20 protein-coding genes are annotated in these 23,899 nt (G+C 56.9%); 16 read left to right on the top strand and 4 right to left on the bottom strand.

Annotated features, from left to right (window positions below; all coding sequences use genetic code 11):
- The first annotated feature begins 55 nt into the window (after window positions 1-55).
- Window positions 56-1,234: a hypothetical protein gene (locus tag B2952_RS08500; RefSeq protein WP_290728867.1), complete on the top strand. Its 1,179-nt coding sequence runs from the start codon at window positions 56-58 to the stop codon at window positions 1,232-1,234.
- 94 nt (window positions 1,235-1,328) lie between these two features.
- Window positions 1,329-2,873 carry an NAD(+) synthase gene (nadE, locus tag B2952_RS08495; RefSeq protein ID WP_290728865.1) on the top strand — a complete coding sequence of 515 codons (1,545 nt, stop codon included), beginning with the start codon at window positions 1,329-1,331 and terminating at the stop codon, window positions 2,871-2,873.
- 3 nt (window positions 2,874-2,876) lie between these two features.
- Here the strand turns inward: nadE and mnmA are convergent, their stop codons facing one another.
- On the bottom strand, window positions 2,877-3,977 hold the full coding sequence (mnmA, locus tag B2952_RS08490) for a tRNA 2-thiouridine(34) synthase MnmA (RefSeq protein ID WP_290728863.1): 1,101 nt from the start codon (window positions 3,975-3,977) through the stop codon (window positions 2,877-2,879).
- 85 nt (window positions 3,978-4,062) lie between these two features.
- Here mnmA and B2952_RS08485 point away from each other — a divergent pair, with 85 nt between their 5' ends.
- The 3 genes from B2952_RS08485 to B2952_RS08475 are packed head-to-tail and all read left to right on the top strand — an operon-like array spanning window position 4,063 to window position 8,167.
- Window positions 4,063-4,971, top strand: coding sequence for an AAA family ATPase (locus B2952_RS08485; protein WP_290734415.1), 909 nt, complete (start codon window positions 4,063-4,065; stop codon window positions 4,969-4,971).
- Window positions 4,972-4,973: 2 nt separating this feature from the next.
- The gene (locus tag B2952_RS08480; protein ID WP_290723011.1) at window positions 4,974-6,200 is read left to right on the top strand and encodes a DUF58 domain-containing protein; all 1,227 of its coding nucleotides are present in this window, start codon (window positions 4,974-4,976) and stop codon (window positions 6,198-6,200) included.
- A complete protein-coding gene (locus tag B2952_RS08475; RefSeq protein ID WP_290734417.1) occupies window positions 6,197-8,167 on the top strand; it encodes a transglutaminase-like domain-containing protein in 1,971 nt (656 codons plus the stop codon). Before B2952_RS08480 ends, B2952_RS08475 begins: the two co-directional genes overlap by 4 nt.
- Here B2952_RS08475 and B2952_RS08470 read toward each other — a convergent pair.
- Window positions 8,164-8,673, bottom strand: coding sequence for a lipocalin family protein (locus B2952_RS08470; RefSeq protein ID WP_290734419.1), 510 nt, complete (start codon window positions 8,671-8,673; stop codon window positions 8,164-8,166). The two genes, B2952_RS08475 and B2952_RS08470, sit on opposite strands and share 4 nt — an antisense overlap.
- Before the next feature lie 214 nt (window positions 8,674-8,887).
- Between B2952_RS08470 and B2952_RS08465 the strand changes: the two genes are divergently transcribed.
- Window positions 8,888-10,123, top strand: coding sequence for a sialate O-acetylesterase (locus tag B2952_RS08465; protein WP_290734421.1), 1,236 nt, complete (start codon window positions 8,888-8,890; stop codon window positions 10,121-10,123).
- 53 nt (window positions 10,124-10,176) lie between these two features.
- On the opposite strand, the gene tsaA is transcribed toward B2952_RS08465, so the two are convergent.
- On the bottom strand, window positions 10,177-10,857 hold the full coding sequence (gene tsaA, locus B2952_RS08460; RefSeq protein ID WP_173364871.1) for a tRNA (N6-threonylcarbamoyladenosine(37)-N6)-methyltransferase TrmO: 681 nt from the start codon (window positions 10,855-10,857) through the stop codon (window positions 10,177-10,179).
- 40 nt (window positions 10,858-10,897) lie between these two features.
- A complete protein-coding gene (locus B2952_RS08455) occupies window positions 10,898-11,680 on the bottom strand; it encodes a hypothetical protein (protein WP_173364872.1) in 783 nt (260 codons plus the stop codon).
- 104 nt (window positions 11,681-11,784) lie between these two features.
- Here B2952_RS08455 and B2952_RS08450 point away from each other — a divergent pair, with 104 nt between their 5' ends.
- The 10 genes from B2952_RS08450 (at window position 11,785) to B2952_RS08405 (ending at window position 23,834) form a co-directional block, all read left to right on the top strand.
- Window positions 11,785-14,154 (top strand): sodium-translocating pyrophosphatase, encoded by a 2,370-nt coding sequence (locus tag B2952_RS08450; RefSeq protein ID WP_290734423.1) that lies wholly within the window; start codon window positions 11,785-11,787, stop codon window positions 14,152-14,154.
- 57 nt (window positions 14,155-14,211) lie between these two features.
- On the top strand, window positions 14,212-15,171 hold the full coding sequence (locus B2952_RS08445) for a fibrobacter succinogenes major paralogous domain-containing protein (RefSeq protein ID WP_290734425.1): 960 nt from the start codon (window positions 14,212-14,214) through the stop codon (window positions 15,169-15,171).
- A 17-nt stretch (window positions 15,172-15,188) separates the two neighbouring features.
- Window positions 15,189-16,022, top strand: a complete 834-nt coding sequence (locus tag B2952_RS08440) for a Cof-type HAD-IIB family hydrolase (RefSeq protein WP_290734427.1) — start codon at window positions 15,189-15,191, stop codon at window positions 16,020-16,022.
- A gap of 155 nt (window positions 16,023-16,177) precedes the next feature.
- Complete coding sequence (gene rimP / locus B2952_RS08435; protein ID WP_290722995.1) at window positions 16,178-16,624, top strand: ribosome maturation factor RimP; 447 nt, start codon at window positions 16,178-16,180, stop codon at window positions 16,622-16,624.
- A 14-nt stretch (window positions 16,625-16,638) separates the two neighbouring features.
- Window positions 16,639-17,901 (top strand): transcription termination factor NusA, encoded by a 1,263-nt coding sequence (gene nusA / locus B2952_RS08430; protein ID WP_290728850.1) that lies wholly within the window; start codon window positions 16,639-16,641, stop codon window positions 17,899-17,901.
- 39 nt (window positions 17,902-17,940) lie between these two features.
- On the top strand, window positions 17,941-20,943 hold the full coding sequence (gene infB, locus B2952_RS08425; RefSeq protein ID WP_290734429.1) for a translation initiation factor IF-2: 3,003 nt from the start codon (window positions 17,941-17,943) through the stop codon (window positions 20,941-20,943).
- Entirely contained in the window at window positions 20,943-21,296 is a 354-nt protein-coding gene (rbfA, locus tag B2952_RS08420) for a 30S ribosome-binding factor RbfA (protein WP_072808365.1), read from the top strand. The genes infB and rbfA overlap by 1 nt, the downstream gene beginning before the upstream one ends.
- Window positions 21,297-22,223 (top strand): tRNA pseudouridine(55) synthase TruB, encoded by a 927-nt coding sequence (truB, locus tag B2952_RS08415; protein WP_290734432.1) that lies wholly within the window; start codon window positions 21,297-21,299, stop codon window positions 22,221-22,223.
- A gap of 42 nt (window positions 22,224-22,265) precedes the next feature.
- Window positions 22,266-23,177: a riboflavin biosynthesis protein RibF gene (ribF, locus tag B2952_RS08410; RefSeq protein ID WP_290734434.1), complete on the top strand. Its 912-nt coding sequence runs from the start codon at window positions 22,266-22,268 to the stop codon at window positions 23,175-23,177.
- A 30-nt stretch (window positions 23,178-23,207) separates the two neighbouring features.
- Window positions 23,208-23,834, top strand: coding sequence for a hypothetical protein (locus tag B2952_RS08405; protein WP_290781585.1), 627 nt, complete (start codon window positions 23,208-23,210; stop codon window positions 23,832-23,834).
- Window positions 23,835-23,899: the final 65 nt, after the last annotated feature.

The following is a 23,899-nucleotide window of genomic DNA, read 5'->3' as shown; positions in this document are numbered from 1 at the left end:
GTTTTTCCGTGTCGTTTCCCGTATAAAAGAGTATATTCAAGGGAAAGAGGTTCTTATGAAAAAATATTTGCTTTGTGCGGGCATTTTGGCCGCTTCGATTTCGCTTGTCGCCTGTGGCGGCAGCTCTCCGTCCGATACCGATGATGATATCTTGTCTTCTGCCGATGATTCCGGGAAGTCTTCTTCTTCGCAGGAGGAAGAATCGTCTTCGTCTGTCTCGAAGGATATTCCCAAGGGTGCACGCGCGGCCACCCTCGACGACCTCGAGAAGAACATGACCCTCAAGGGCCTGTTCGGGCGCGACATCTACCTGGCGACGGGCGAGAAGCACGGCCTGTTCTCTCTCTGGATTCCCGACACGGCATGGCTTGCCGCCCCGTCCGATTTCAAGGATGGCGTGCTCAATTTTAGCCAGGGTGCCATTACTTCTATCAAGATAGATTACGATGCGATTAAGTCCATGGAAAAGCTGGTGGAGAAGGATTCCGACCACTCCATGAGATTTATCGTGAACGAGGATGACCAGCTGCAGTATTCCCTGGATGGCGGGGAATACAAGGATGTTGGCGAGACTTCCGTCAAGAAGAATTCCTCGGTAGTCTGGAACGGCGACAGCCTTGCATCGAAGGAACTCTTTTGCAAGACCGGCGAGAATACCTTTACGGGTTATAGCTTCTATAAGGGCCGCTATGTGGCGACCGATGTTGTCCGAAATGCCAAACAAACGAACGATTCTCTTGTATCCTGGTCTGCCGGCTATTACGACATCCACCGCGGCAAGCTCCTGATGCGCCCGTTGTTCTACAGTGCTCCTGTGTATGCGCTGGTGTCGGCTTCCGTGAGCTCGGATTACAAGACGTTGACTATATCAGCGGAAGATGTCTCGTGCACGTTGAGCGAATTGAAGTATAACGAAGTGCCTGCTGCCGATCTCGAGGGCGAATGGGAATCTGACGAAGGCGGCCTCGCCTGGTCTCTTGACTTGCGCACCGACCGCACCTTCGAGGTGAAGGCCTTCAAGGGCAACGAGAACAAGGCGCTCAAGCAGGGAACGTGGGATGTCTACGGCAACCAGCTGCTGATGAAGGTGACCGGCTGCCTGGGCGGCAAGTGCACTCCGGCCGTGATAGGCTCTGTCTCGAAATGGAAGGCCGGCTCGTTCTTCAACTACGGCAATTCGGATCCCGACGATCCCTCGATTCCTGAGGACTGGATTGCTCCGGAGTACGAATAGTGGCGAGGCTGAACGCCATTGAGTGATTATGACGTTGCCGGTCTTGTGCTGGCAGCGTTTTTTATATTTGGATTGAATATACAAGAGGCTTGCCATGAAGGTTTATATAGCGCAGATGAATGTGGTTCCGGGAAAGCCGGAAGAAAATTTCAAGACAATGAAGGCCGCTGTCGCGCGCGCCAAGAAGGCGGGTGCGGAGGTGGTGCTGTTCCCGGAATTTTCGGTATCTGGCGATTTCAGCAGGCTCGGCTCCAGACAAGACGAAATCGGCTTCCAGATAAGGTGCCGTGATGCGGAAGTGGAACTTGAAAAGGTTTCGAAGGGTGTCGAGATTCTCGCAGGTACGAGTGCGATGCTCGAAGAATTCATGTACAACCATTATGTGAATGGCTGTGTCGAAGACTGGAAGAACGACTTCGAGGTCGTCTCTGATTATCAGGAATTCTCGATTGTCAAGGAAGAATACGTCGACGAGTTCTGCACGGATTTCGTGAAGGAAAACAAGAAGGCGATTGTCTACATGGGCGCTGTCGGGACGGAGAATTCCGGCAAGAACATCTATGCGCTCGATGGCGGTTGCCGCGTGTACGACAGGACGGGCAAAATTGCCTACCGCATGCCGCAGTTCCGCGAATGCGAGGCCCTGCTGGATATTACGAAGGGCCGCGTGAAGTTTATTTCGGGTCAAAAGTCCGTGAAGCCCGCGGAGCCGATTGCACAGCTCCATGATGCGCTCGTGTACATGATCCGCGAGAACCTGAAGAAGTTCCATATCGAACGCATGGTCATCGGTGCGAGCGGCGGTATCGACAGTGCCGTTTCTGCGGCCTTGTACGTGGAGGCGATTGGCGCGAAGAATGTTTACCTTGTGAATATGCCGACGCGCTTCAATTCCGATACCACGAAGAATGCGGCTCGCGATCTCGCGAAGAACCTGAAGACGCCTTACATGGTCGCCCCGATTTCTGACATGCTCGAAGCCGTGCGCGGGAGCCTCTCCAAGTGCAAGTTCGAACGTAGCGACAGGAAAATCAATATCGAAGGGCTTGCTTACGAGAACTTGCAGGCGCGCACCCGTTCTTCTTCCGTGCTGCTTTCGATTGCATCCGTGCTCGGTGCGGGTATCACCTGCAACGGCAACAAGAGCGAGGCCACTGCCGGTTACTGCACGCTCTACGGCGATACCTGCGGCGTGATGTGCGCGCTCGGCGACCTCTGGAAGACCCAGGTGTACGAACTGGCCCGCTATATCAACCGCAAGAAGGAAATCATCCCGAAGGCTTCCATCGACGTACCCGCGAGTGCGGAACTCAGCGAGGCGATGAACGTGGACGAGGGCAAGGGCGATCCGATCAAGTACCCGTACCACGACAGGCTATTCGCCTACTGGGTAGACCAGAACCATGGTCTCGAGGATACGGAGAAACTGCTCGAGAAGGGAACTCTCTGCAGGGAAATCGGGGCGGACCCGAAGTACTTCAAGAAGCTTTTCAAGACGAAGGCCGATGCGCTCGAGGACATGCGCGCATGGCACAGGCGCTTCCGCGGGCTTGCGCTTGCGAAACGCATCCAGTTCCCGCCGATCCTCTCGGTGAGCGGGATGGCGTTCGGCGGCGAATATACCGAAAGCCAGGGCTAGTTTTTACTTGTCGATGACGGCGGAGGCGACAACACCGTCTCCGTCGTAGAGTACCAGGATTTGCCCCGGTGTCGATGCGAACTGGGGCTCTTCGAATTCCACGGAGATACTGTCGTTCTCGAGCTGCGTGATGTGCGCGGGTGCGCCCTTGTGCCCGAGCCTGATCTGCGCGGACAGCTTGCCTGTAAGCAGGGAAGAGTCGCGGTCGACCATTAGGTTCAGGTTTACGGCGTGGACCTGGTGGCACTGCAGGGTGCTGCGTGGTCCGAGGACGACGCGGTTGTTCTTGGCGTCGATGCTCACGACGAACAGGGGTTCCGGCTGGCCGCCGATGTTTAGCCCCTTGCGTTGCCCGATGGTGTAGTGGACGATTCCCTTGTGCTTGCCGAGGATTTTGCCGTTTATATCCACGAAGTCGCCGGGGACGTTGTCGCTCTCGTCGAAGAGTACGGAGTAGTCTCCGCATTCGAGGAAGTCCTGGCTTTCCTTCTTGTCGGCGTAGTCGTTCCAGCCGAGGTCGCGGGCCAGGTTCTTCACGTCTTCCTTGTGCATGCCGCCGAGCGGGAAGATGACGGTGGAAAGCTGGTCCATGCTCAGTCTCGAAAGGAAGTACGACTGGTCCTTAGAATTGTCGGCGGCACGGTAGAGGAACGGCCTGTCGGGGGTGGTAAATTCGAGGCGCGCGTAGTGGCCGGTGGCGAATCGGTCGAAGGCGATTCCCATCTTGCGTGCGGTATGCAGGAGGGCGCCGAACTTGATGGTCTGATTGCAGCGGACGCAGGGGTTGGGGGTGCGGCCCGCGCGGTATTCGCTGCGGAAATAGTCGAGCACCTGGCGCTTGTATTCGTCGGAGACGGGGACGGTGTAGTGCGGGATTCCCATGCGTTTCGCGATTTCCTGCGCCTCGGCGATGCTTTCGTCCTCGTTGGGGCCGAAGCATCCGGAACGGCCCTCGATCTTGGGCATGCCGGGGATGGAGTTGTCCCATGTGGACATGGTGATGCCCACGACGTTGTAGCCCTGCTGCTTGAGGGTCCAGGCGGCGAGCGAGGAGTCGACTCCTCCGGAAAGCCCTACGGCGACGGTTTGCTTCTCTATTTCCATACCAAAAATATAGAAAAGAAGAAAGGCGGGCATTTTTGCGAAAATTTCTGAACCGCGCGGGCGGATAGAAATGTATTTTACGGATATGGTGAAAAAACTTGTTGACGCTCTTGATTCCGTGCTGCTTGGAAAGCACGATTCCGTTGAACTGCTTGTGATGGCGCTCCTTGCCGATGGCCACGTGCTGATCGAGGATGTGCCCGGCACGGGCAAGACGACGCTCGCGAAGGCGCTGGCGGCGGCTGTCGGTGCCGACTTCGCGCGTATCCAGTTCACGCCCGACCTTTTGCCCGCCGACGTGACGGGAGGTGCGGTGTTCAAGGCGAATACGGGCGAGTTCGAAATTCGCAAGGGACCCGTGTTTACCCAGGTGCTCCTGGCCGATGAAATCAACCGAGCCTCGCCGCGCACGCAGAGCGCCCTCCTGGAAGCGATGGAAGAGCGGCAGGTGAGCCTCGAGGGCGAACGCCACGCGCTGCCCGAACTCTTCATGGTGCTCGCGACCGAGAACCCGGTGGAATTCCACGGGGTTTTCCCGCTTCCCGAGGCGCAGATGGACCGCTTCATGATACGGCTTTCGCTCGGCTACCCCACGGCGGAGACAGAACTCGACATCGTGAGGAGCCACCGCGCGGGGCGGCCTTTGGCAAAGCTCGGCGCGGTGACGTCGCCGGAAGGCGTCCTGGACGCGCGGGCCCAGGTGCGGGATGTCCATGTCGACGAGTCGCTGGAACGCTATGCGGTGTCGCTCGTGCAGGCGACGCGCGGCGATGCGGGGGTGCGGCTTGCCGCAAGCCCGCGCGCAGGAATCAACCTGCTTTCGATGGCGAGGGCGTGCGCATTTGTCGCGGGGCGCGATTTCGTGAATCCCGATGATATCCAGAGGGTGTTCTACCCGGTGATGGAACACCGCGTGTTCGCGAAAGAAAGTGCGCCCGGCGCATCGCATGCCATTCTCTCGGGAATCCTCTCGCAAACGTCTATCCCCAGGTAAGCTTGAGGCAGTCGTTTTTCAAGTGGTTTCTGGATTCTATCCCCAGGACTCCGCGCCGTGCCGGAATCCTGATGCGGCTCTATTACCTGTGGCGCGAACGCTTCACCTATGCGGGCCGCGCCTGTGCGAGCCTGTTCCTGTTTTCGCTGGTGGTGGGCTTTGTCGCGAATTTCTGGCTGCCGTGGGTTTTCTCGGGAGTCTGCTTCCTCTTCATGCTGACGCTTGTCCCGTCGCTTTTCATGACGGCGCGCAAGACCCGTATCGAAGGCCGCGGTATCCGCGTCGTGAATGCGGTGGAAGGGAATGTCGCGCATGTCGAGCTCCAGTTCCGCGCCCTGAGTCCTCTTGACTACGCGACGCTTTCTTGCGAACGGATAGATACTTCGCTTGTCTGCAAGGAATCCGGGCCCGCGACGCTATGCGCGCCCGGGAGCGACCACACGCTGCGTTGCGATATAGCTACGTCGCGCCGCGGGGCCTTCGTGATTCCGCGCGTGTCGCTTGTCGTTCCCGAGATCAGGGGAATGCTCTGCTGGCCCTTTGTCTGCGGGGAAGCCGAACTTCTCGTGTACCCGCGCGAGATTGCGTTGCGTTCGTTTGCCTATCTCACGATGGGGAAGAACGGCCAGGCGTTCGCCCCGCTCCTCATGCCGGATTTCGGACGCGGACTCGACTTTGTGGGCGTGCGCGAATACCGCGAAGGCGATTCCCTGCGCGATTTGCACCACAAGGCGTTCGCACGCTACGGTCGCCCTTTCACCAAGGAATTCGAGGTGGAACGCGGTGCGGGTGTCGTGCTTGTCGTTGATGTCGCCGCGCGCTCGATACAGGAAAAGTACCGCGTGGAACCCTTGATCCGGCTAGCGGCCGGCGTTTGCCATTGGCTGTGCGAGCGTGGAATCCTCGGTAGGCTCTTCATTTGCGACAGCGAGATTGCGCTGAATGCGGACAGCCGCTTCGACGCTTGCCTGGAGGCCTTGGCGCGCATCCCGCGTGCGGAAGTATTCGAAAGGTGGGTTCGCGGCTCGTCTGCAAGATCGCCTGCAGGTAAAGTCTGGTCGCCCGCGGCCCGCCCGATGGGACCAGTGCTTCGGCTGGGGCTTGAGGTGGAATCAAACCCGCTTGTCCATAAGCAGGTTGTTGTAGCCTCGTCGGCTGCGAAGGAATGTGCGGAAGACGCGCTGTTTGTCGACTTGGATAGGCTTGATGCGGAGGGGGTGGCGCTATGAAAAAATTCACCCTGCGCGAATGGGCGAAGTTGCTTCTCCTTGGCATGACTAGCATCAACCTGGGATTCTCTTCGGGGTTGGTTTGGCTGGGCTTTATTTTCTTTGCGGCTTTCATGGTGGTGTTTTTCCGCAACGATGCCTCGCGCAATCCTGTGTACCGCAAGTCGATAGCCTACGGGCTGATTGTTCCCTTTGCCATCTGGTGGGTGCTTAGCCCGCAGGCGGAATATGGAATTTCTCCATGGCTGGTGTATATTCCCGCATATTATCTCTTGTCGCTTGCTTTGTTGCAGATGCGAAGTCTAGGCAATGGCGGACACGATGTCTTTATCCTCTTCAATGGCGTGGCGGCGATGCTGTTGAGCTGCTATCAGGGGTATGGAAACGGAGCTGCGGCGGTCCTTGTGGCGCTCCTGATCCTTGTCCATGCCTACGCCAGGCCCCGAGTCAAGTGGTGGAAACATGCGCTGTTTCTGCTCCTTTTGGCGGGCTTCTCCGCCATCTCGTATGCGGGATTCCAGTACTGGCGTCATCACCGCAGCTACAGCGCCGAGCGCATGGCGAACTACTATGAGAAACGCAACCTGATGGGCTTTGACCCTGTGGTAAAGCTCGGGTCGTTCGAATCCAACTTTGCAGGCAAGTACAACCGCGAGGTCGTATTGCGCGTGTGGGATACTCTCGCTCCGAAGTATATGCGCGCAGCCGTGTACGAAAAATACGTGGGTGGCATCTGGAAACTTCCGGCACACCACGACCGCATGCTCTACGCTTCGCGCTACAAGGTGGATTACGCCGTGTTCGAGACCCGCGATTCCGTGTCGTCTGCCGATAGTACGCGCCCGGTGTGGGTGCAGTCTACACTCGACAATTTCGGATTTATTTTCGCCCCTTACGATGCCGTTGCGGTTGCTATGAAGAATGCGGATTCCGTGGAATATTTCAGGTCGAATATATTCAAGCAGGGTGAAACTCGCCGTGGTGACTGGTTCTACTATATGCCGTTGCCGAGCGGCTCCACGGGGCCGTTTGTTGCGGGTACATATGGTAACGATACGCCGGACAGTTCCTACCTGCAGGTCTTTGCGCCCCTCGTTGGCTTCCTTGATACAGTCGCGATGGAAATGGGACTCGATACGATACCCGAGAAACCGGCTATAATGAAACCTTCTAGATATTCCGACGCTATCCGTTCTTATTTCTTGAATCATTTTGCGTATTCCTTGAAGGTCGACGATTCCAAGGAGGCTGCCGCCAAGCTGGGCGCGAAGGCAGACCCGCTTCGGGTCTTCTGGGCGACCCGCTCCGGCTATTGCGAGTATTATGCAACGTTGTCTGTGCTCCTGTTGCGCCGTGCTGGAATCAAGGCTCGTTATGTGACGGGTTTTGCCCGCCCGGAAGTCGAACCGGGGCGCCCGTATGCAATATTCCGCCGGAATTCCTCGCATGCGTGGGTAGAGATGCGCAACATGGCGTTCTGGACGACATTCGACCCGACTCCACCGCTCTTTGTGGTGAAGATGGAAAGCCCCTCCTGGTTAGACATGAAGTTTGAATGGGTGCGTGCGCGTGCGGCCCGCGTTTTCCACGTGTTGCGCGATGGGGAATGGAGGCTTGCCTTGAATTCCTGGCAGGATGCCGTGCAGAATATCCTTTCGGGTGCCGCTCTCTATGTGGTTCTCGGGTGCATCGCGCTTGCGGTTGTTGCTTTCAGGTTCGTGCGGGGGCTCCGTCGCCGCAAGTCAAATGCGGGATACGCGCAGTCCGTGCAGCACTGGGTCAAGGGGCTCGATTCTGCGGAAAAAGCACTTGTTAGGCTCGGGCTTGTCCGCAAGCCCGGAGAAACGGTCGGGGCGTTCTTGCGGCGGATAGAAAATACAGAGGGTATCCCGCAAAAAAGGCGCGCCCTCTTCGAGCGTGCCCTGGATGTAATTCGCGATTACGAGAAGAACCGCTGGCGCCGTTAGTTTGCCGCGCGGATGTAGTATTCCGTCGCGTTCTTGTTGGTGAGCGGGTCCGTCATGTCGTTCACATGGAACAGGAGTCCGTGAAAGTCCATGTAGGTGTCGTTGATGGTCGGCGTGACCGTGTAGTTTCCTTCGACGGGTTCGCCGCAACGGGAAATGTCGATTTTGATGTTCAGGTTCGCGCCTGCGATTTCCCACGTTCCGAACGAACTCTGCCCAGCACATCCGCGGCCCGCCATTTCGGATTCGGACGTGTTGGAGGTGCAGGTGAAGGTGAACTTGCCGTCCTTGGTAAACTCGATCGTGCTCGGTGTTGTACCGAAGTCGATGTGGACGCTGCTCAGGTCGAGTGTCTTGATGGCCTGGAGGTTCCAGGTGCCGACGAGGCAGTCCTTGCTCAGACCGTTGGCGCACTTTTCGACCATGGTCGGTTCGGGGTCGTCTCCACAGGCAGAAAGGAGCGAGAGGCTTGCTGCGGCAAGGGCGGTCAGGAAAATTTTTTTCATAGAACTTCTCCGGATAGTGTTTTTAGGGAATATATATAAAACTTTTGCAACTAGCTAGTCGACATATCTTTTTTTGATGTTATTGAGCCTTAAAAAGGGGCCGGTGTTGCTTTTTTATACAACGGAATCTGGATTCTAGGCGCGATTATCCAGCGTTTATGATTTATTTTACATGGTGACGGGCTGGTTACCTGTCTGTGTTATGGAGTATAAAATGAATCTAAAGAAAATTGCACTCGCAGCGTGCGTTGCTTCGGCTGTATATGCAGCGCCGGACCCGAATTTCCACATCTATCTCGCTTTCGGCCAGTCCAACATGGAAGGCCAGGGCGATATCGGGCAACAGGACAAGTCTGTCGACGACCGATTCCAGGTTCTCTGGGCGGCCGACAATGGCTCTTGCTCCGGGAAGACCAAAGGCAAATGGTCTACTGCCGTTCCGCCGCTGGCCCATTGCCAGGGCGCGAAGCTTGGCCCCACGGACTACTTCGGCCGCACGATGGTCGAAAAGACCGATTCCCAGATCAAGGTGGGCGTCATTGTGGTCGCTGTTGCAGGTTGCAGCATCAAGCTGTTCGACAAGGACAACTATAAAAGTTATGTCAGTTCGCAGCAGAGCCAGAGTTGGATGATTCAACGCATTAATGAATACGGCGGAAATCCCTATGGCCGCTTGATCGAGATGGCCAAGAAGGCGCAGGAAGTCGGTGTCATCAAGGGCATCATCTTCCACCAGGGCGAAACGGATGCCGGTGACGGCCAGTGGTCCTCCAATGTCAAGAGGGTCTACAGCAACATCATCAAGGACTTGGGCCTCGGCGACGACATCCCGTTCCTTGCGGGCGAAGTGCTGCGCAGCGGTGTGAGTGCCGGCGCGAACAACAACATCGCGAAGCTCCCGCAGCAGTCCAAGAACTTCTACGTAGTCTCTTCCGAAGGGTTCAACCAGGCTCTGGGCGATGGCCAGAACGTGCACTTTACCGCACAGGAATACCGCGACTTCGGTAAGCGCTACGCCGAGAAGATGATCGAGGTCCTGGGCGACAAGGTCAAGCCTGCGACCGTAGCTGCATCGAGCAGTTCCGAGGCGAAGTCAAGCAGCAGCCAGCAGGCCGAAAGTTCGTCGAGCGCGGCGTCCAGTTCCAGCCATCACAATTGGTCTTGGCCGAAATCTTCTGCGACGGATGCCATTGATTTGCAACAGGCTCAGTCCGGAATCATCGGAAAGGTAGTCGTGAAGGATAACCGCGTGTCCGTCCCGGTCATGGCGTCCGCGAACCGCATTGTCGCGAAGGTCTACAGCTTGCTTGGAAACGAGGTCCTTGACTTTGGCAGCAGCTATGCCGGTGGCATGCTCGGGTTCGATTCCGCGATGCTTCCGTCTGGAAACTACATCGTTTCTGTTGAGGTGGGCGCTGTTCGCTCGGTGCAGAAGTTGAAGATTAAGTAAAAATCACCTCTTTGGGGTTAGGTTGGAGAAGCAACCAGGGGTGGTGATGAGGCCTAGGCGATGGAAACTACGCTTAGGCCTTTTTCGTTGACCTTGAACTTGATTTCCTTGCCTGCGAACGGGAATCCGTAAATGCGTTCGGGGTCGTCTTGGTAATGCGGGCGCGGGTCTTGCGCGAGGACTTCCCTGAGGGCGTCCATTTTTTCTGCAGGAAGAGCGCCTGCGAGTTCCGCGGGAACGACCACGGGGAGCTTGTCTTCGGCGACTGCCGTGGCGAAACCTCCCTTCGCATCGGAGATGGCGTCCGCGTACGGCAGGTAGGGCTTGATATCCACGATGGGGGTGCCGTCCATGAGGTCTGCGCCGCTCACGACAATTTCGGGCCCGTCGCAACCTTCTAGCCGGATTTCCTCGATTTTCACGCAACTCATTGCGATGGGGTTGGGGCGGAAACTGCTGCGGGTCGCGAATACCCCGAGCCGAGTGTTGCCTCCGAGTCTGGGCGGCCGTACGGTCGGTTTCCAGGTGTCGCGCACGTTCTCCGAGAAAATCCAGAGGAGCCACAGGTGGCTGAATCCGTCAAGTCCACGCAGGGCATCGGCGTTGCGGAATTCTGGTTCGAAACGGATCGTGGAACGCAGCGCGGGAACTATCCCGCTCTGCCTCGGAATCCCGAATTTTTCGGGAAAGTCGCTTTCGATTCGCGCGATGACCTTTAGTTCCAGACTATCCATGACGGAAAATATCTAATAATTTTTTTGCCGTTGTGTTTTTTTACGGATCTTTCGGGGCCGGATTGTTGTAGTTAACGGCATTCCTGCGCTTGAGTTCCTTGTTCAGCGGCCAGTAGATGAAGGCGAACAGGATGTAGCCGCACAGGAGCACAATCCAGTGGTTCAGGTGCAGGAAAATTTCCAGGTAGCGCATCTCAATGAACATGAAGGGGCCCGCGATGAGGAATAGCGGGAGCTGCCTGCACTGGTCGCCCAGCGAAAAGCGGCTTTCGTAGCTCACGATGGAGTTCATCATCGGGAAACTCGTGCAGAACCCGCCCATGAGCCTCTTGATGACCATGAGCCCGGCGACTACGCCCGCGATGGCCGGGGCCTTGATGTAGACGGGGAGGGGCGTCTTGTAGCGTACGCCGGACTTGTATTTCTGTTTTTGGAAGAGGATTACGCCTACGGTGAAATCAAATGCGCACGCCCCGAGGAACATTGCCTCGGTGTCGGGGACGATGGGCATGAGGAAGGTCCCGAGGGCGACAAAGCAGGCAAGACCGATCACGATGGAGGGAATAATCGGGATTTTGACCTTGTAGTGCATGATCCGCACGATATGCACGTACAGGAGGCACATGAACCCCGAAATGGCGTTAGCTGCCCCCATCGGGAGACCGACGGCGATGTAGGCGAAACCGCAGGGGATGGGGATGGTGGCGGCGACGGCCTTGAGCTGGGGGTCCTTGGTGTAGGCGCTGAAAACGCCTAAAGCGGTCACCATGAACACGAGCAGCCAGTCGTAAAACGCGAAATGGAAATTGAGGTTTTCCAACATGGAGGGAAAATTTAAAAATTTTACTCCTTTTTCGGCTTTTTCGGTATAGATTTCTTTATAAGGTCGTCGGATGCCGGCCAGGTCTAGTAAAAAAAGAGGTCTCTATGCTTACTATTCCATGCTATTGGTATTTGGTTCCGGTCGCAGCGCTGGTGGCGCTCGCCATGGCGTTCTTCTTCTACCGCTTCATGAAACGGCAACCCGACGGCAATAAGAAAATGAAGGCGATTGCGCATTTTGTGCGCGTGGGTGCATTTGCCTACCTCCGGCGACAGTACAAGACGGTCTCTATCGTGTTTGCCGTACTTTTCGTGGTGTTCGTGGTGCTGGCCGTCATGGGCATCCAGAACCCGTTCGTGCCGGTGGCCTTCCTTACGGGCGGCTTCTTCAGCGGGCTTTGTGGCTTTTTGGGCATGAAGACGGCGACGTACGCGAGTTCCCGCACGGCGAACGGTGCCATCAGCAGTTTGAACCGCGGGCTTGTCATCGCGTTCCGTAGCGGGGCTGTGATGGGGCTCGTGGTCGTTGGTTTTGGCCTGCTCGATATTTCGGCCTGGTTCTTTGCGCTCAACTACATTTACGACCACAACGTGTGGAACTTCGGTGCCGATGTGGCCGCAAAGCTCTCGCTCGGGGCCTGGAGCACCGATATGGTGAATAACGCCGAATGGGCGCACGCGAAGATGGTGGAAATCACCACGACCATGCTTACCTTCGGGATGGGTGCATCCCTGCAGGCGCTGTTCGCCCGCGTGGGTGGAGGCATTTACACGAAGGCGGCCGATGTCGGCGCCGACCTTGTGGGCAAGGTCGAGGCGGGCATCCCCGAGGATGACCCGCGCAACCCGGCGACCATTGCGGATAACGTCGGTGACAACGTGGGGGATGTCGCCGGGATGGGCGCCGACCTCTACGAATCTTACTGCGGGTCCATACTCTCGACGGCTGCCCTCGGGGCGGCCCTCCCGATGGGCGGCATGAAGCTCGTAATTGCCCCGATGGTGGTGGCGGCAATCGGGATTGTCCTTTCCCTCGTGGGGATTTTTGCGGTGCGCACGAAGGAAACCGCCGACACGAAGTCGCTGTTACGTTCGCTCCTTACGGGGACGCTTGGCTCCTCGGTGCTTATCCTCGTGGCGCTCCTCGTGCTCGTGAAGTTCGACTTCATATCGATGGGCATATTCGGCTCCGTGCTTTCGGGCCTTGCCGCGGGAATCCTTATCGGGCAGTTTACCGAGTACTACACCTCCGATGCGTACAAGCCCACGCGTGGCATTGCGGGCCAGGCAAAACTCGGGGCCGCGACCACGATTATCGACGGCATTTCCGTGGGCATGTTCTCCACGGGGCTTCCGGTGGTGACGATTGTGGTGGGTATCATCTTCTCGTTTGGCTGCTCCGGCGGATTTGACAACATGGCGATGGGCCTCTATGGCGTGGGCTTTGCTGCGGTGGGTATGCTCAGCACGCTCGGCATTACGCTTGCGACCGATGCCTTCGGGCCGATTGCCGACAATGCGGGCGGTAACGCCGAGATGGCGGGCCTCGACCCCGAAGTGCGTGCCCGTACCGACGAACTCGATATGCTCGGGAACACTACCGCCGCGACGGGCAAGGGATTCGCGATTGGTTCTGCCGCCCTTACCGCGATGGCTTTGCTCGCCTCGTATGTGGAAGAAGTGAAGATTTGGCTTGGGCACCTCGCGACCTCTGCGGAAGGCGTGTGGAAGGTGGGCTCCGTCGCGTTTGCGAACGGCGCGAACGAGCTTGCGAACGCGCTCTCGGGTGTCGCGGGCGTCAAGTTCCTGGATGGTGGCACGCGTGCGATTACTGAGAACGGCGACCTGCTCGGTATGGTCGCGAGCAAGGTAAATTACGCGGACTTCATGCAGATATACAACCTGAACCTGATGAATCCCATGCTGCTCGGCGGCCTGTTTATCGGCGCGATGATGACGTTCGTGTTCTGTGCGCTCACCATCAAGGCGGTGGGGCGTGCTGCAAGTGCTATGGTGGAAGAGGTTCGCCGCCAGTTCCGCGAGATTCCGGGAATCATGGAGGGCACCGCCGAGCCGAACTACGCGCGCTGCGTGGATATCTCGACGACGGGAGCCCAGCACGAGATGATCGTGCCGTCTATCCTTGCGGTGATCGTGCCCGTGCTGGTGGGCCTATTCATGGGTGTAGCGGGCGTGTTCGGGCTGTTGGCCGGCGGGCTTGCGAGCGGGTTTGCGCTTGCCACCATGCTTAACAACTCGGGTGGTGCCTGGGATAACGCGAAGAAGTTTGTCGAGAAGGGCAACTATGGTGGCAAGGGCTCCGATACGCACAAGGCTGCCGTAGTGGGCGATACCGTGGGCGACCCGTTCAAGGATACCGCGGGCCCCTCGCTCAACATCCTCATCAAGCTCATGACCATGGTGAGCGTCGTTTTCGCCGGAGTCATCGTCCGCTTTGGAGATATGTTTTTCTGATTGCTCTTGACTCTAAATTCCTCTTTATTATATTTTTGAAATATAAAAGGAGGATATATGACAAATTTATGGTGTCATCCTGGAAGGAGCCGCAGGCGACTGATAGGATCCATTGCGTTTCTTTGTGCGGCGATGCTTGTCGCCTGTAGCGACGATGACAGCGATTTCGCGACGAAGCCTTCCGGCGATTCGTCTTCTTCTGTTATGTCCAGCAGTTTGGCGAAATCTTCGTCTAGTATTATATTGCAGTCGAGCGATGGCGAGACAAACGTGTCCAGTAGCAGTGCTGAATCTAGTAGCAATAGGGGAGATGGCGAATTTCATTCATCAAGTTCAGAGCAGGCTCTGTCCGTCATGACGAACAGCAGTTCTGCGAAGTCGTCTGATCCTGAAGATAAAAGGGATCAGTGTAATGTTGAAATAGACGAGAACTGCTTTAAGGACGAACGTGACGGCCAAACTTACAGGACTGTGAAAATTGGTGACCAAGTATGGATGGCGGAGAACCTGAACTACGAAACGTCGAATAGCCAATGCTACAACGATTACACCAGCAACTGCGCCAAGTACGGTCGCCTTTATTTATGGAGTGACGCCATGGATAGTGCTGGTATATGGAGTACGAACGGCAAGGGGTGCGGATATGACAAGAGGTGCTCGCCGACTTATCCCGTGCGTGGCGTTTGCCCCACAGGTTGGCATCTACCCAGCAAAATAGAGTGGAAAACTTTGTGCACTGCAGTCGGCGATTCTTCCACTGCTGGAACAAAACTCAAGTCAACGTCTGGGTGGTTTAGCAATGGCAATGGCACGGATGATTTTGGGTTCTCGGCGCTGCCTGCTGGCAGGGGTGGCTCTGGGTATTACAGTGAGCGCTACTACGCGTTTTTCTGGAGTTCTACTGCGTACGATAGCAGAAATGCGTACCAAATGAGTTTGTACTACGACAACGACTATGCAGAGCTGCCTCACGTCCTTGAGTACTGCGCTTATTCTGTCCGTTGCGTGAAGGACTAATTCTATATTTGTCCTCGATGAAAATCCTGTTCACAGACCTTGACGGCACGCTCCTGACCGACGACAAGCGCATTTCGGAAACCGACATGCGCTCTATCCGCGCGATGATCGATGCGGGACACAAGTTCGTGATGACTACAGGCAGGCCGCTCACGAGCGTCAAGCAACTGGCGGAGCAGTACGGGTTCCTGGAGCCGGGATTTTTTCTCGTGAGTTTCAACGGCGGGCTCATTTACGATTGCGGCGAAAAGAAGCCGATTCTCACGCGGTACATTCCCGTTGACGAAGTCAAGGCCATCATGGATGCCGCTCACGCCCGCGGGATGCACGCACACACCTACTCGGGCGACCTGGTTGTTTCGGAATACGAGACGGAACAGCTCAAGACGTATTGCCGCCTGATGAAGATGGATTACGTTGTTGTAAATGACATTCGCGAGTATTACGGCAAGTTTGTGAATGTCGTGGTGAAGCCCCCCATCAAGGTGAACATCATTACGCCCTTCGAGCATTCTGGCCTCGTGGATTTCCGCACCGAGATGCGCAAGACTACCGAGGGCAAGCTCTTTGACGTGTTCAGCAAGCCCGAAATGCTCGAGTTCTCGCATATGCAGAGCAACAAGGGAGCTGCGGTGAAGTTCATGGCCGACTTCTACAAGGTGGGCATCGAAGATACGATTGCGGTGGGCGACGAGGAAAACGATTGCCCGATGATAGAGGCGGCGGGTACAGGTGTCGCGATGGCAAACGCCTCGCGGGTGGCTAAAGACATTGCCGACTACGTGACGGTAAACGACAACAACCATTCGGGAATCACCGAGGTTATCGAGAAGTTCGTGCTGGCCCGTTAATAGCCCCGTTTGCCGCTTGTTTTTGATTCTTTGGGTTGCCTAAGGCAAAAAATTTTTCTCTATTTGGTGCGTCTTGACGTTCGTGGACCCGTTTTCGGCTTAAATGAGCAGATTTCGGGGCCGTATACGAACGCCGTTTATTATACGAGGTCTATTTGGTTAACCAGAAACTGGATACGCTTATCGCCGAGGCTTGCGAGGCTGCAGGCGTGACACTAGTGGAACAGGACATGTTCCGTGCCGGGAAGCGCAAGACGCTGCGCCTTTACATAGACAAACCCGAAGGGGTCTCGATTGACGACTGCTCGAACGTGAGCCGTCACCTTTCTGACGCCCTGGACCTTGACCCTGAGATTATTGAGGGGGCCTACACGCTCGAAGTGTCGTCTCCCGGGTTGGACCGCCCCCTCAAGTCGGTCGCTGATTTTACACGCAACATCGGTCGTTTTTTGCGGGTGACCCGCAGCACCGGAAAGCCCGTGACAGGCAAGCTCAAGGCTTGCGATGAAGAAAGTTTGACGCTCACCCTCAAGGGAAATGCCGGCGATATCGTCGTGCCGCGCTCCGAGGTGCTTGTGGCGAAAGTGGATGTACAAATATAATAGGAAGGTCTAGAATGGCTAAAATTAAAGAACCCAAGGTCAATTTGGTTGAAGTGCTCAAGGAAGTGATGGATGCCAAGAACATGGACGACTCCGTCATCGAGGGAGCCCTCAAGCAGGCGTTGATTTCTGCTGCGCGCAAGTACCTGCATATCGACAAGAAGATTGAAGTCGACATCGACAAGGAAACGAACGAAATTCACGTGTTCCTCCGCGTTGAAGTTGTGGACGACTATCCGGACTACGACCCGAACATGACCGCCGAGGAAGTCGAGGAGATGGACGAAGGCTACATGCTTGTAGCCGAGGCCCAGGAATATAACGAAGATGCCCAGCCGGGTGACTTCCTCGAAATGGAAGTTCCGACCACCTCCTTCGGTCGCCAGGCCATCCAGACCGCCAAGCAGCTCCTGACCCAGCAAATCCGCGATGCCGAACGTCAGAAGATTACGGACACCTACCGCGGCCGCATCGGCACGATGATCAGCGGCGAAGTGCTCCGCCTCGAAGGCCGCAACGTGATTGTTTCCTTGGGCAAGCAGACCGAGGCCATGATTCCTCCCCGCGAACAGATTGGTCACGAACGCCTCGTGCAGGGCCAGTCCGTGAAGGCTGTCATCGCCCGCGTTGAAGATTCCGCGAAGAACGGCGCACAGGTCGTTCTTTCCCGCGCAAGTGGCGACTTCCTCAAGGAACTCTTCCGCCAGGAAGTCCCGGAAATTTACGATGGCTCCGTCGAAATCAAGGGTGTCGCCCGCGAACCGGGGTACCGTGCAAAGATTGCCGTATACTCCCGCGACGAGAAGATCGACCCGGTCGGCGCATGCGTCGGCATGAAGGGTGCTCGCGTGCAGACGATTGTCCGCGAACTCGGTAACGAACGCATCGACATCGTGCACTGGAATCCGAACATGGACGTGTTCATTACCCGTGCCCTCGCTCCGGCGAATGTAGTGAAGCTTTCCGAAGTCCCGGGCACGCGCCGTGTGGTGGTGGTCATCAATGACGACAATCTCGCGCAGGCTATCGGCAAGAACGGCCAGAACGTGAAGCTCGCTTCCCAGCTTGTGGAACGTGACCTCGACGTGTTCGGCGAGAAGGAATGGTCCGAGAAGGACGACGAGGCTAAGGCTCTCGTGCTCGCTCCGCGCCCGCAGGAACTGCGCCGTGCCGCCGCCCGCAAGGCCGATGCTCTCTTTGGCGATGCCGCCAAGCAGGAGAACGCTGCTGCCGAACCTCAGGAAGAGGCTGTGGCGGAAGCTCAGGAGAACGAGTAGTCGCATCTCAGGAAAAGGGTTTTATAAACAGGCTAATTGATGAGTATTGAAGAACAAATTAAACCGATCGATTGGGCGAACAAGCACGGACTCAAGGTAGACGTGGTCATGAAGCTCCTGCGTGATGCGGGAGTCACCGTTCGTACCCATGTGTCCAAGGTGGATGCCGCCGATTTCGAGAAGATTGAAGAGGCCGCCGCTGCCGAAAAGCAGAAGCAGGACTCCCGTGCGAAGAACTTGAAGAAGGCGTCTTCTTCGGAGTCTGACGCAGCCCCTGCCGAGAAGAAGTCGACGACGACATCGACGACGAAAAACGGCGTGAAGGTAAGCCTCAAGAAGGCTGCAGTCAAGAAGGATTCTGCTGCGAAGGTCGCGAAACCCGCTGTGCCGAAGCCTTCGAAACCCGCTGCAGAAAAGCCTGCGGTCGAAAAGCCCGCGGCTCCCGCTCCGAAGCCGGATGCGGCTCCTGCTGCAGAACCCGTCGTCGCAAAGCCCGTAGAGAAGGCTCCCGAAAAGCCGGCTCCGGTGACTCCCGCACCCGCTGCTCCCGAAAAGCCTGTTGCAGCGCCTGTCGCCGAGGCCGAGCCGAAGCCAGAGGCGCCCAAGACGGATCCCAAGCCTGTTGCGGCTCCCGCCCCGAAGCCTGCCGCTCCGGCACCGGCCGCGCCTACGATGATGACGGCCAATACCGAACTCAAGCAACCGCCGATGAAGGCCCAGGTCTTCAAGCCCGATGCTGCAATCCTCGCGCGTATCGCGAAGAGCCAGCAGCAACAGCAGGGTGGCCGCGGCCCGGGTGGCAACCGCCGTCCTGGCGGACGCCCGCAGGGCAATGCCCAGGGGTACACCGGTTCGTTCGGCCCACGCGGCAACAACGACAACCGTGGTCGCCAAGGCGGCCAGAATGCAAGTTCCTCCCGCGGCGGCTACACCGGCCGTAACGGCGGGTTCTCCAGCGGCTCCATGCAGGAGGCGTTCAACGCGAGCGCATCCGGGATGGGCGCGCAGAATGCCGGCAAGGGCGGCAACGCTCAGGGCAAGGGCCAGAATGGCCGTCACGGCAACGACAAGAACCGCCGTGGCAACAGCCGTGACCGCCAGGAACAGCAGAAAGAACAGCAGCAGGAAATGGTACGCCAGAACGTCTCGCGCGTGATGGCCGACCTTTCCAAGAAGCCTGTCAAGAAAGTTTATCGCAAGGAACACAACGACAACGGTTCCGGCGAAGAGAAGAAGATTCTCAAGACCTCCGACTTCATTACCGTGGGCGAACTCGCCGGCCTTATGGACCAGATGCCCGCCCGCGTGATTGCGAAGTGCATGGAGATGGGCATGATGGTGACCATCAACGCCCGCCTCGATTTCGAGACCATCCAGATTCTTGCCGACGAGTTTGGCTACGAGGCCCAGCTCATGGAGGAATACGAAGAGGAAGCTCTCGGCGTGGAAGAGGAATCTCAGGAAAACCTGAAGCCGCGCCATCCGGTGGTGACCGTGATGGGCCACGTGGACCATGGTAAGACTTCTCTCCTCGACTGGATCCGCAAGACCCACGTGGTTTCTGGCGAATCGGGTGGCATTACCCAGCACATCGGTGCATACGAAGTAACGACGGCCCAGGGCAAGGTGACCTTCCTCGATACTCCGGGTCACGAGGCGTTCAGCGCCATGCGTGCCCGCGGTTCCCAGGTGACCGACGTGATCGTGCTCGTCGTGGCTGCCGACTCCATGGTGATGCCCCAGACGGTTGAATGTATTGAACTTGCAAAGCGCGAGAAGGTTCCGATGGTTGTCGCCATCACGAAGATTGACCTTCCGACGGCGAACCCCGACAAGATCCGCGCCCAGCTCGCCGAACGCGGCGTGGAAGTGGAACAGTGGGGCGGTACCACGAGCTGTGTGGAAGTCTCTGCCCGTACGGGTCAGGGCATGGACCAGCTCCTCGAAACGCTCGCGCTCGAAGCCGAAGTTCAGGAACTCAAGGCGAACCCGGACGCTCACGCCCGCGGTGCCGTGGTGGAATCCAAGCTCGACGTGGGCAAGGGCTCCATGGCTACAATCCTCGTGCAGAACGGTACGCTCCATGTGGGTGACCCGTTCGTGTGTGGTATTTACGCCGGTCGCGTGCGCGCCATGTTCAACGAACGTGGCGAGCAGCTCAAGGCCGTGCCGCCTTCCAGCCCGTGCCAGGTGCTCGGCTTCGACGGTACGCCGCAGGCCGGTGACGACCTCATCGTGGTCGACGACGAAAAGACGGCACGTGAGATCGCGAGCAAGCGCCGCATGGCCGCTCGCGAACGCGACCTGCGCGCCCGCAAGACTGTTTCTCTCGAGAACTCCTTCAACGACAAGAAGGAAGGCAAGCTCTCCGAACTCAACCTCATCGTCAAGGCCGACGTGGGTGGTTCTGCCGAAGCTCTTGCCGCATCCCTCGAAAAGCTTACCAACAGGGAAGTGCGCGTCAACATCATCCGCAAGGGTGTGGGTACCATTACGGAATCCGATATCCTGCTTGCAACGACCGCGTCTGCCATTATCGTCTCGTTCCACCTGATGCCCTCGCTCTCTATCCGCGAGATGGCGCAGAAGGAAGGCATCGAAATCCGCAACTACCGCGTGATTTACGACTGCATCGAGGATATCAAGAACGCCGTGGAAGGCCTCCTCAAGCCGATTATGCGCGAGGAACTTTCGGGCGAAGCCGAAATCCGCCAGGTGTTCAAGATTCCGAAGATCGGCCTTATCGCCGGCTGTATGGTTACCGACGGCGAAGTGGACCGCACCTCTCACGTTCGCGTGTACCGCAACGGCGTGGAACTCGGTACGACCGTGGTCCAGTCGCTCAAGCGCATGAAGGACGACGTCAAGTCTGTCGCTCGTGGCTTCGAGTGCGGTATCGGCCTCAAGGGCTACGACGATATCAAGGAAGGCGACAGCCTCATCTTCTTCAAGGAAGTCAAGGTTGCACGTACGCTTGAAGACGTCGCCCGCGAAGAAGCCGAAGAGAAGGCCAAGAAGGCTGCCGAGGAAAAGGACGCCTAATGAGCCGCAGAACAGACAGACTGGGCGAACAGTTCCGCGAGGAAATCGGAAAGCTTTTGCAGAAAGGCTTGAAGGATCCTCGCGTGAGCAGCCTTGCGAGCATTACCCGCGTGACGATTACCGAGGACCTGAGCTATGCGAAGATTCTCGTGTCCGTCATGGGTACCGACAAGGAAAAGACCGATTCCCTGATAGGCCTCAACAATTCCGCGGGCTTTATCCGCGGCGTGCTGGGCAAGTCGCTCAAGATACGCAAGATTCCCGAACTGAAGTTCGTGCTGGACGAGAACCTGGAACATGCGATGCACATCGAGGAAATCCTCGCCGAGCTGAAGCAGAAAGGGGAACTCTAGTTGGCTCCTTCGGGATTCATCCTGCTGGACAAAGCTGCCGGCGAAACATCGTTCAAGGCCCTTTTCCCGTTGAAAAGGGTCTTTTGTACTAAGCGCGTGGGGCATGCCGGGACGCTCGACTTGCGGGCATCGGGCCTGATTATCGCTGCCACCGGGCGTGCGACGCGCCTGTTGCCTTATGTGGAGGCGAAGGACAAGTGCTACACGTTCCGCCTGCATCTGGGCTACGAGACCGACACCCTCGAATGGGATGGGGACGTCGTGGAGCAAGGGGCCGCGTTGACGGTGAGCCGTGCCGCCCTTGAAGCAATTCTTCCGCAGTTCACGGGCGACATAGACCAGGTTCCGCCCCGCTATTGCGCGGTGAAGATTGACGGCCGCCGCGCGAGCGACTGGGCCGAGCGCGGGAAGGATTTCGAGATGAAGCCGCGCCGCATCCACATCGAATCGCTCAGGGTCGTGGGCGAGGGTGGCTTAACCGAAGGCTGCTCCGGCAAGGAATTTGCGACGTTCGATATCGAGTGCGTGTGCAGCAAGGGTACCTACGTGCGTGCGCTCGGGCGCGACATTGCCCGCGCTCTCGGGACCTGCGGGTGCGTCTCGCAGATTCGCCGCCACTGCATCGGGAAGGTCTCCGTGGAATCCGCCGTGCGCGGGGAAGACCTGACGCGCGAACACCTCAAGTCCGTGGAGCAGGTGCTCGACTTCCCGGTCGTGAAACTTGATGATGACCAGATGGCGGTTATCCGCAAGGGCAATTGGGTCCCATGGCATGAATCTGTGGAAGGCGCCGAAAGGCAGCAGGGCCGCGGTGACGATTGCGAAAGGCTCGTGTTCGCCGCCGATGCGAATGGCAATGTGCTGAGCGTGTGCCGCTACGAACCGGGCCGCATCTGCCCGAAGATATATTTAGGGGAAGATGAGTAAGGAAGATTCCCGCCTTCGCGGGAATGACAAGGTAGGGAACAAATGCCGGTGAACGAGAAACAGAAAAGAGCCGTGACGATGGGTAATTTTGACGGGTGCCACCTGGGGCACCAGGCGCTTTTCCGCACCCTGAAGGCCGTCGCCGAAGTGAACGGCTGGACTCCGACCGTCATCACCTTCGAACCCCATTCCAACTACGTGTTGCGCGGCCCCGGCGACCCGCTGCTCCTCACCACCACCGAAGAAAAGCGCGAGTTCATCGAGAGCCTCGGGCTCGATTTTCTGGTGCTGCCGTTTACGCCCGAAGTCGCGAAACTCCCGTTCGATGAATTTGTCCGTAAGGAACTCATTGAGAAGCGCGGCGTGTGCTCCATGTTCTTCGGGCACGACCACTGCTTTGGCGCGGGCGGCAAGGGCAACTACGAGACAATTACCGCCGCGTTCCCGGAACTCAGCACGCAGATGCTTTCCATAGTGCTGCACAAGGGCGAACGCGTGAGTTCTTCCGCCGTGCGCAATGCGTTATTGAACGGCGACGTTTCCCGCGCGCAGACATACCTCGGGCGCCCCTACCGCCTCTCCGGAACCGTAGTCGTGGGCAAGCGCCTCGGGCATACCATCGGGTTCCCGACCGCGAATTTGCAGGTGGAACAGTACAAGTTCCTGCCGAAATCCGGCGTGTACGTGGCGTCCGCGAGGCTTGCGGATGGCCGCATCTGCCGCGCCGTGGTGAATATCGGCGTGCAGCCCTCTGCGCCCGGGCCCCACCAGATGGCCATCGAAGCCTACCTTCTCGACTTTAGCGAGGATATCTACGGGCAGCACCTGGTGCTCGACCTGATGGCCTACCTGCGCCCCGAACAGAAATTTGCCAGCATGGAAGACCTCGTGCGCCAAATCGGCATGGACGCCGACACCGCCAAGAACTACAACGGAAACCACTGGGCCGAATAGAAAGCAAGTCCGAGCCGCCTAAAATTTCCTATGATTGGAGAGGTGGGGTTCAACATGAAAATAAAATGCTGCTTTTTACTATTGCTTGTTTTCCTGGGCTGTGAGAAAAGCGAGGAAACAGAAAAAGTAGATCCGGTATTTAGCGAAATCAGTTCTAGTCAATCAACCCTTGACAGAGCGATGATAAATCGGTGCAAGCAGTGCTCGTATAATGAAGACTTTTATATGACTTTTGAGCTGTTCTTGAGATATTACTTTAGTCATTTTGACAACTCTTTTTCTTTAGATGATGATCTTGTGATTTACAAGCTTCCGGCGGATGACAATTATTTTATGTACTCCAAGAACAAAGAAGTAAATAAGGTCTGGTCGGGTGTTTGCGGTGTATATGAGAATCTATCGCCGGAGCAAATGGAAAGATTAAATAATATTGAAAATAAAGTGAGAATTGTGACGAAAAAGGAACCGACAAAAAATGGACCAAGAATTTCCTTGTTCGTGTGGAAGGGTAAAAGCAAAAAGTATGGTACATTAAAAGATAGATTTGAGTATTTTCCAGGCAATGAAGAACTCAGAGGAGAAGATGACATGTACATTTTCTTTGCGAAAGAAGTCTTTGTTCATGGATGCAAAAAACATCTTCTATTAACTTTTTAAGTGACCGAGGGCAAGCTCAATTGAAGAAAAAATACGAAGGATGGCTTCTCAAAAGCGTAAAATGA

The organism is Fibrobacter sp. UBA7003, assembly GCA_002449765.1.
Lineage (GTDB): Bacteria > Fibrobacterota > Fibrobacteria > Fibrobacterales > Fibrobacteraceae > Fibrobacter.
The sequence above is the reverse complement of the archived record's forward strand: the minus strand, read 5'-3'. Positions and strand labels throughout refer to the sequence as shown.

Excerpts from the sequence above, each read along its gene's own strand:
- B2952_RS08500 (WP_290728867.1), top strand. The coding sequence starts at position 56 with ATGAAAAAATATTTGCTTTGTGCGGGCATTTTGGCCGCTTCGATTTCG.
- nadE (WP_290728865.1), top strand. The coding sequence starts at position 1,329 with ATGAAGGTTTATATAGCGCAGATGAATGTGGTTCCGGGAAAGCCGGAA.
- mnmA (WP_290728863.1), bottom strand. The coding sequence starts at position 3,977 with ATGGAAATAGAGAAGCAAACCGTCGCCGTAGGGCTTTCCGGAGGAGTC.
- B2952_RS08485 (WP_290734415.1), top strand. The coding sequence starts at position 4,063 with ATGGTGAAAAAACTTGTTGACGCTCTTGATTCCGTGCTGCTTGGAAAG.
- B2952_RS08475 (WP_290734417.1), top strand. The coding sequence starts at position 6,197 with ATGAAAAAATTCACCCTGCGCGAATGGGCGAAGTTGCTTCTCCTTGGC.
- B2952_RS08470 (WP_290734419.1), bottom strand. The coding sequence starts at position 8,673 with ATGAAAAAAATTTTCCTGACCGCCCTTGCCGCAGCAAGCCTCTCGCTC.
- B2952_RS08465 (WP_290734421.1), top strand. The coding sequence starts at position 8,888 with ATGAATCTAAAGAAAATTGCACTCGCAGCGTGCGTTGCTTCGGCTGTA.
- tsaA (WP_173364871.1), bottom strand. The coding sequence starts at position 10,857 with ATGGATAGTCTGGAACTAAAGGTCATCGCGCGAATCGAAAGCGACTTT.
- B2952_RS08455 (WP_173364872.1), bottom strand. The coding sequence starts at position 11,680 with ATGTTGGAAAACCTCAATTTCCATTTCGCGTTTTACGACTGGCTGCTC.
- B2952_RS08450 (WP_290734423.1), top strand. The coding sequence starts at position 11,785 with ATGCTTACTATTCCATGCTATTGGTATTTGGTTCCGGTCGCAGCGCTG.
- B2952_RS08445 (WP_290734425.1), top strand. The coding sequence starts at position 14,212 with ATGACAAATTTATGGTGTCATCCTGGAAGGAGCCGCAGGCGACTGATA.
- B2952_RS08440 (WP_290734427.1), top strand. The coding sequence starts at position 15,189 with ATGAAAATCCTGTTCACAGACCTTGACGGCACGCTCCTGACCGACGAC.
- nusA (WP_290728850.1), top strand. The coding sequence starts at position 16,639 with ATGGCTAAAATTAAAGAACCCAAGGTCAATTTGGTTGAAGTGCTCAAG.
- infB (WP_290734429.1), top strand. The coding sequence starts at position 17,941 with ATGAGTATTGAAGAACAAATTAAACCGATCGATTGGGCGAACAAGCAC.
- rbfA (WP_072808365.1), top strand. The coding sequence starts at position 20,943 with ATGAGCCGCAGAACAGACAGACTGGGCGAACAGTTCCGCGAGGAAATC.
- ribF (WP_290734434.1), top strand. The coding sequence starts at position 22,266 with ATGCCGGTGAACGAGAAACAGAAAAGAGCCGTGACGATGGGTAATTTT.
- B2952_RS08405 (WP_290781585.1), top strand. The coding sequence starts at position 23,208 with ATGATTGGAGAGGTGGGGTTCAACATGAAAATAAAATGCTGCTTTTTA.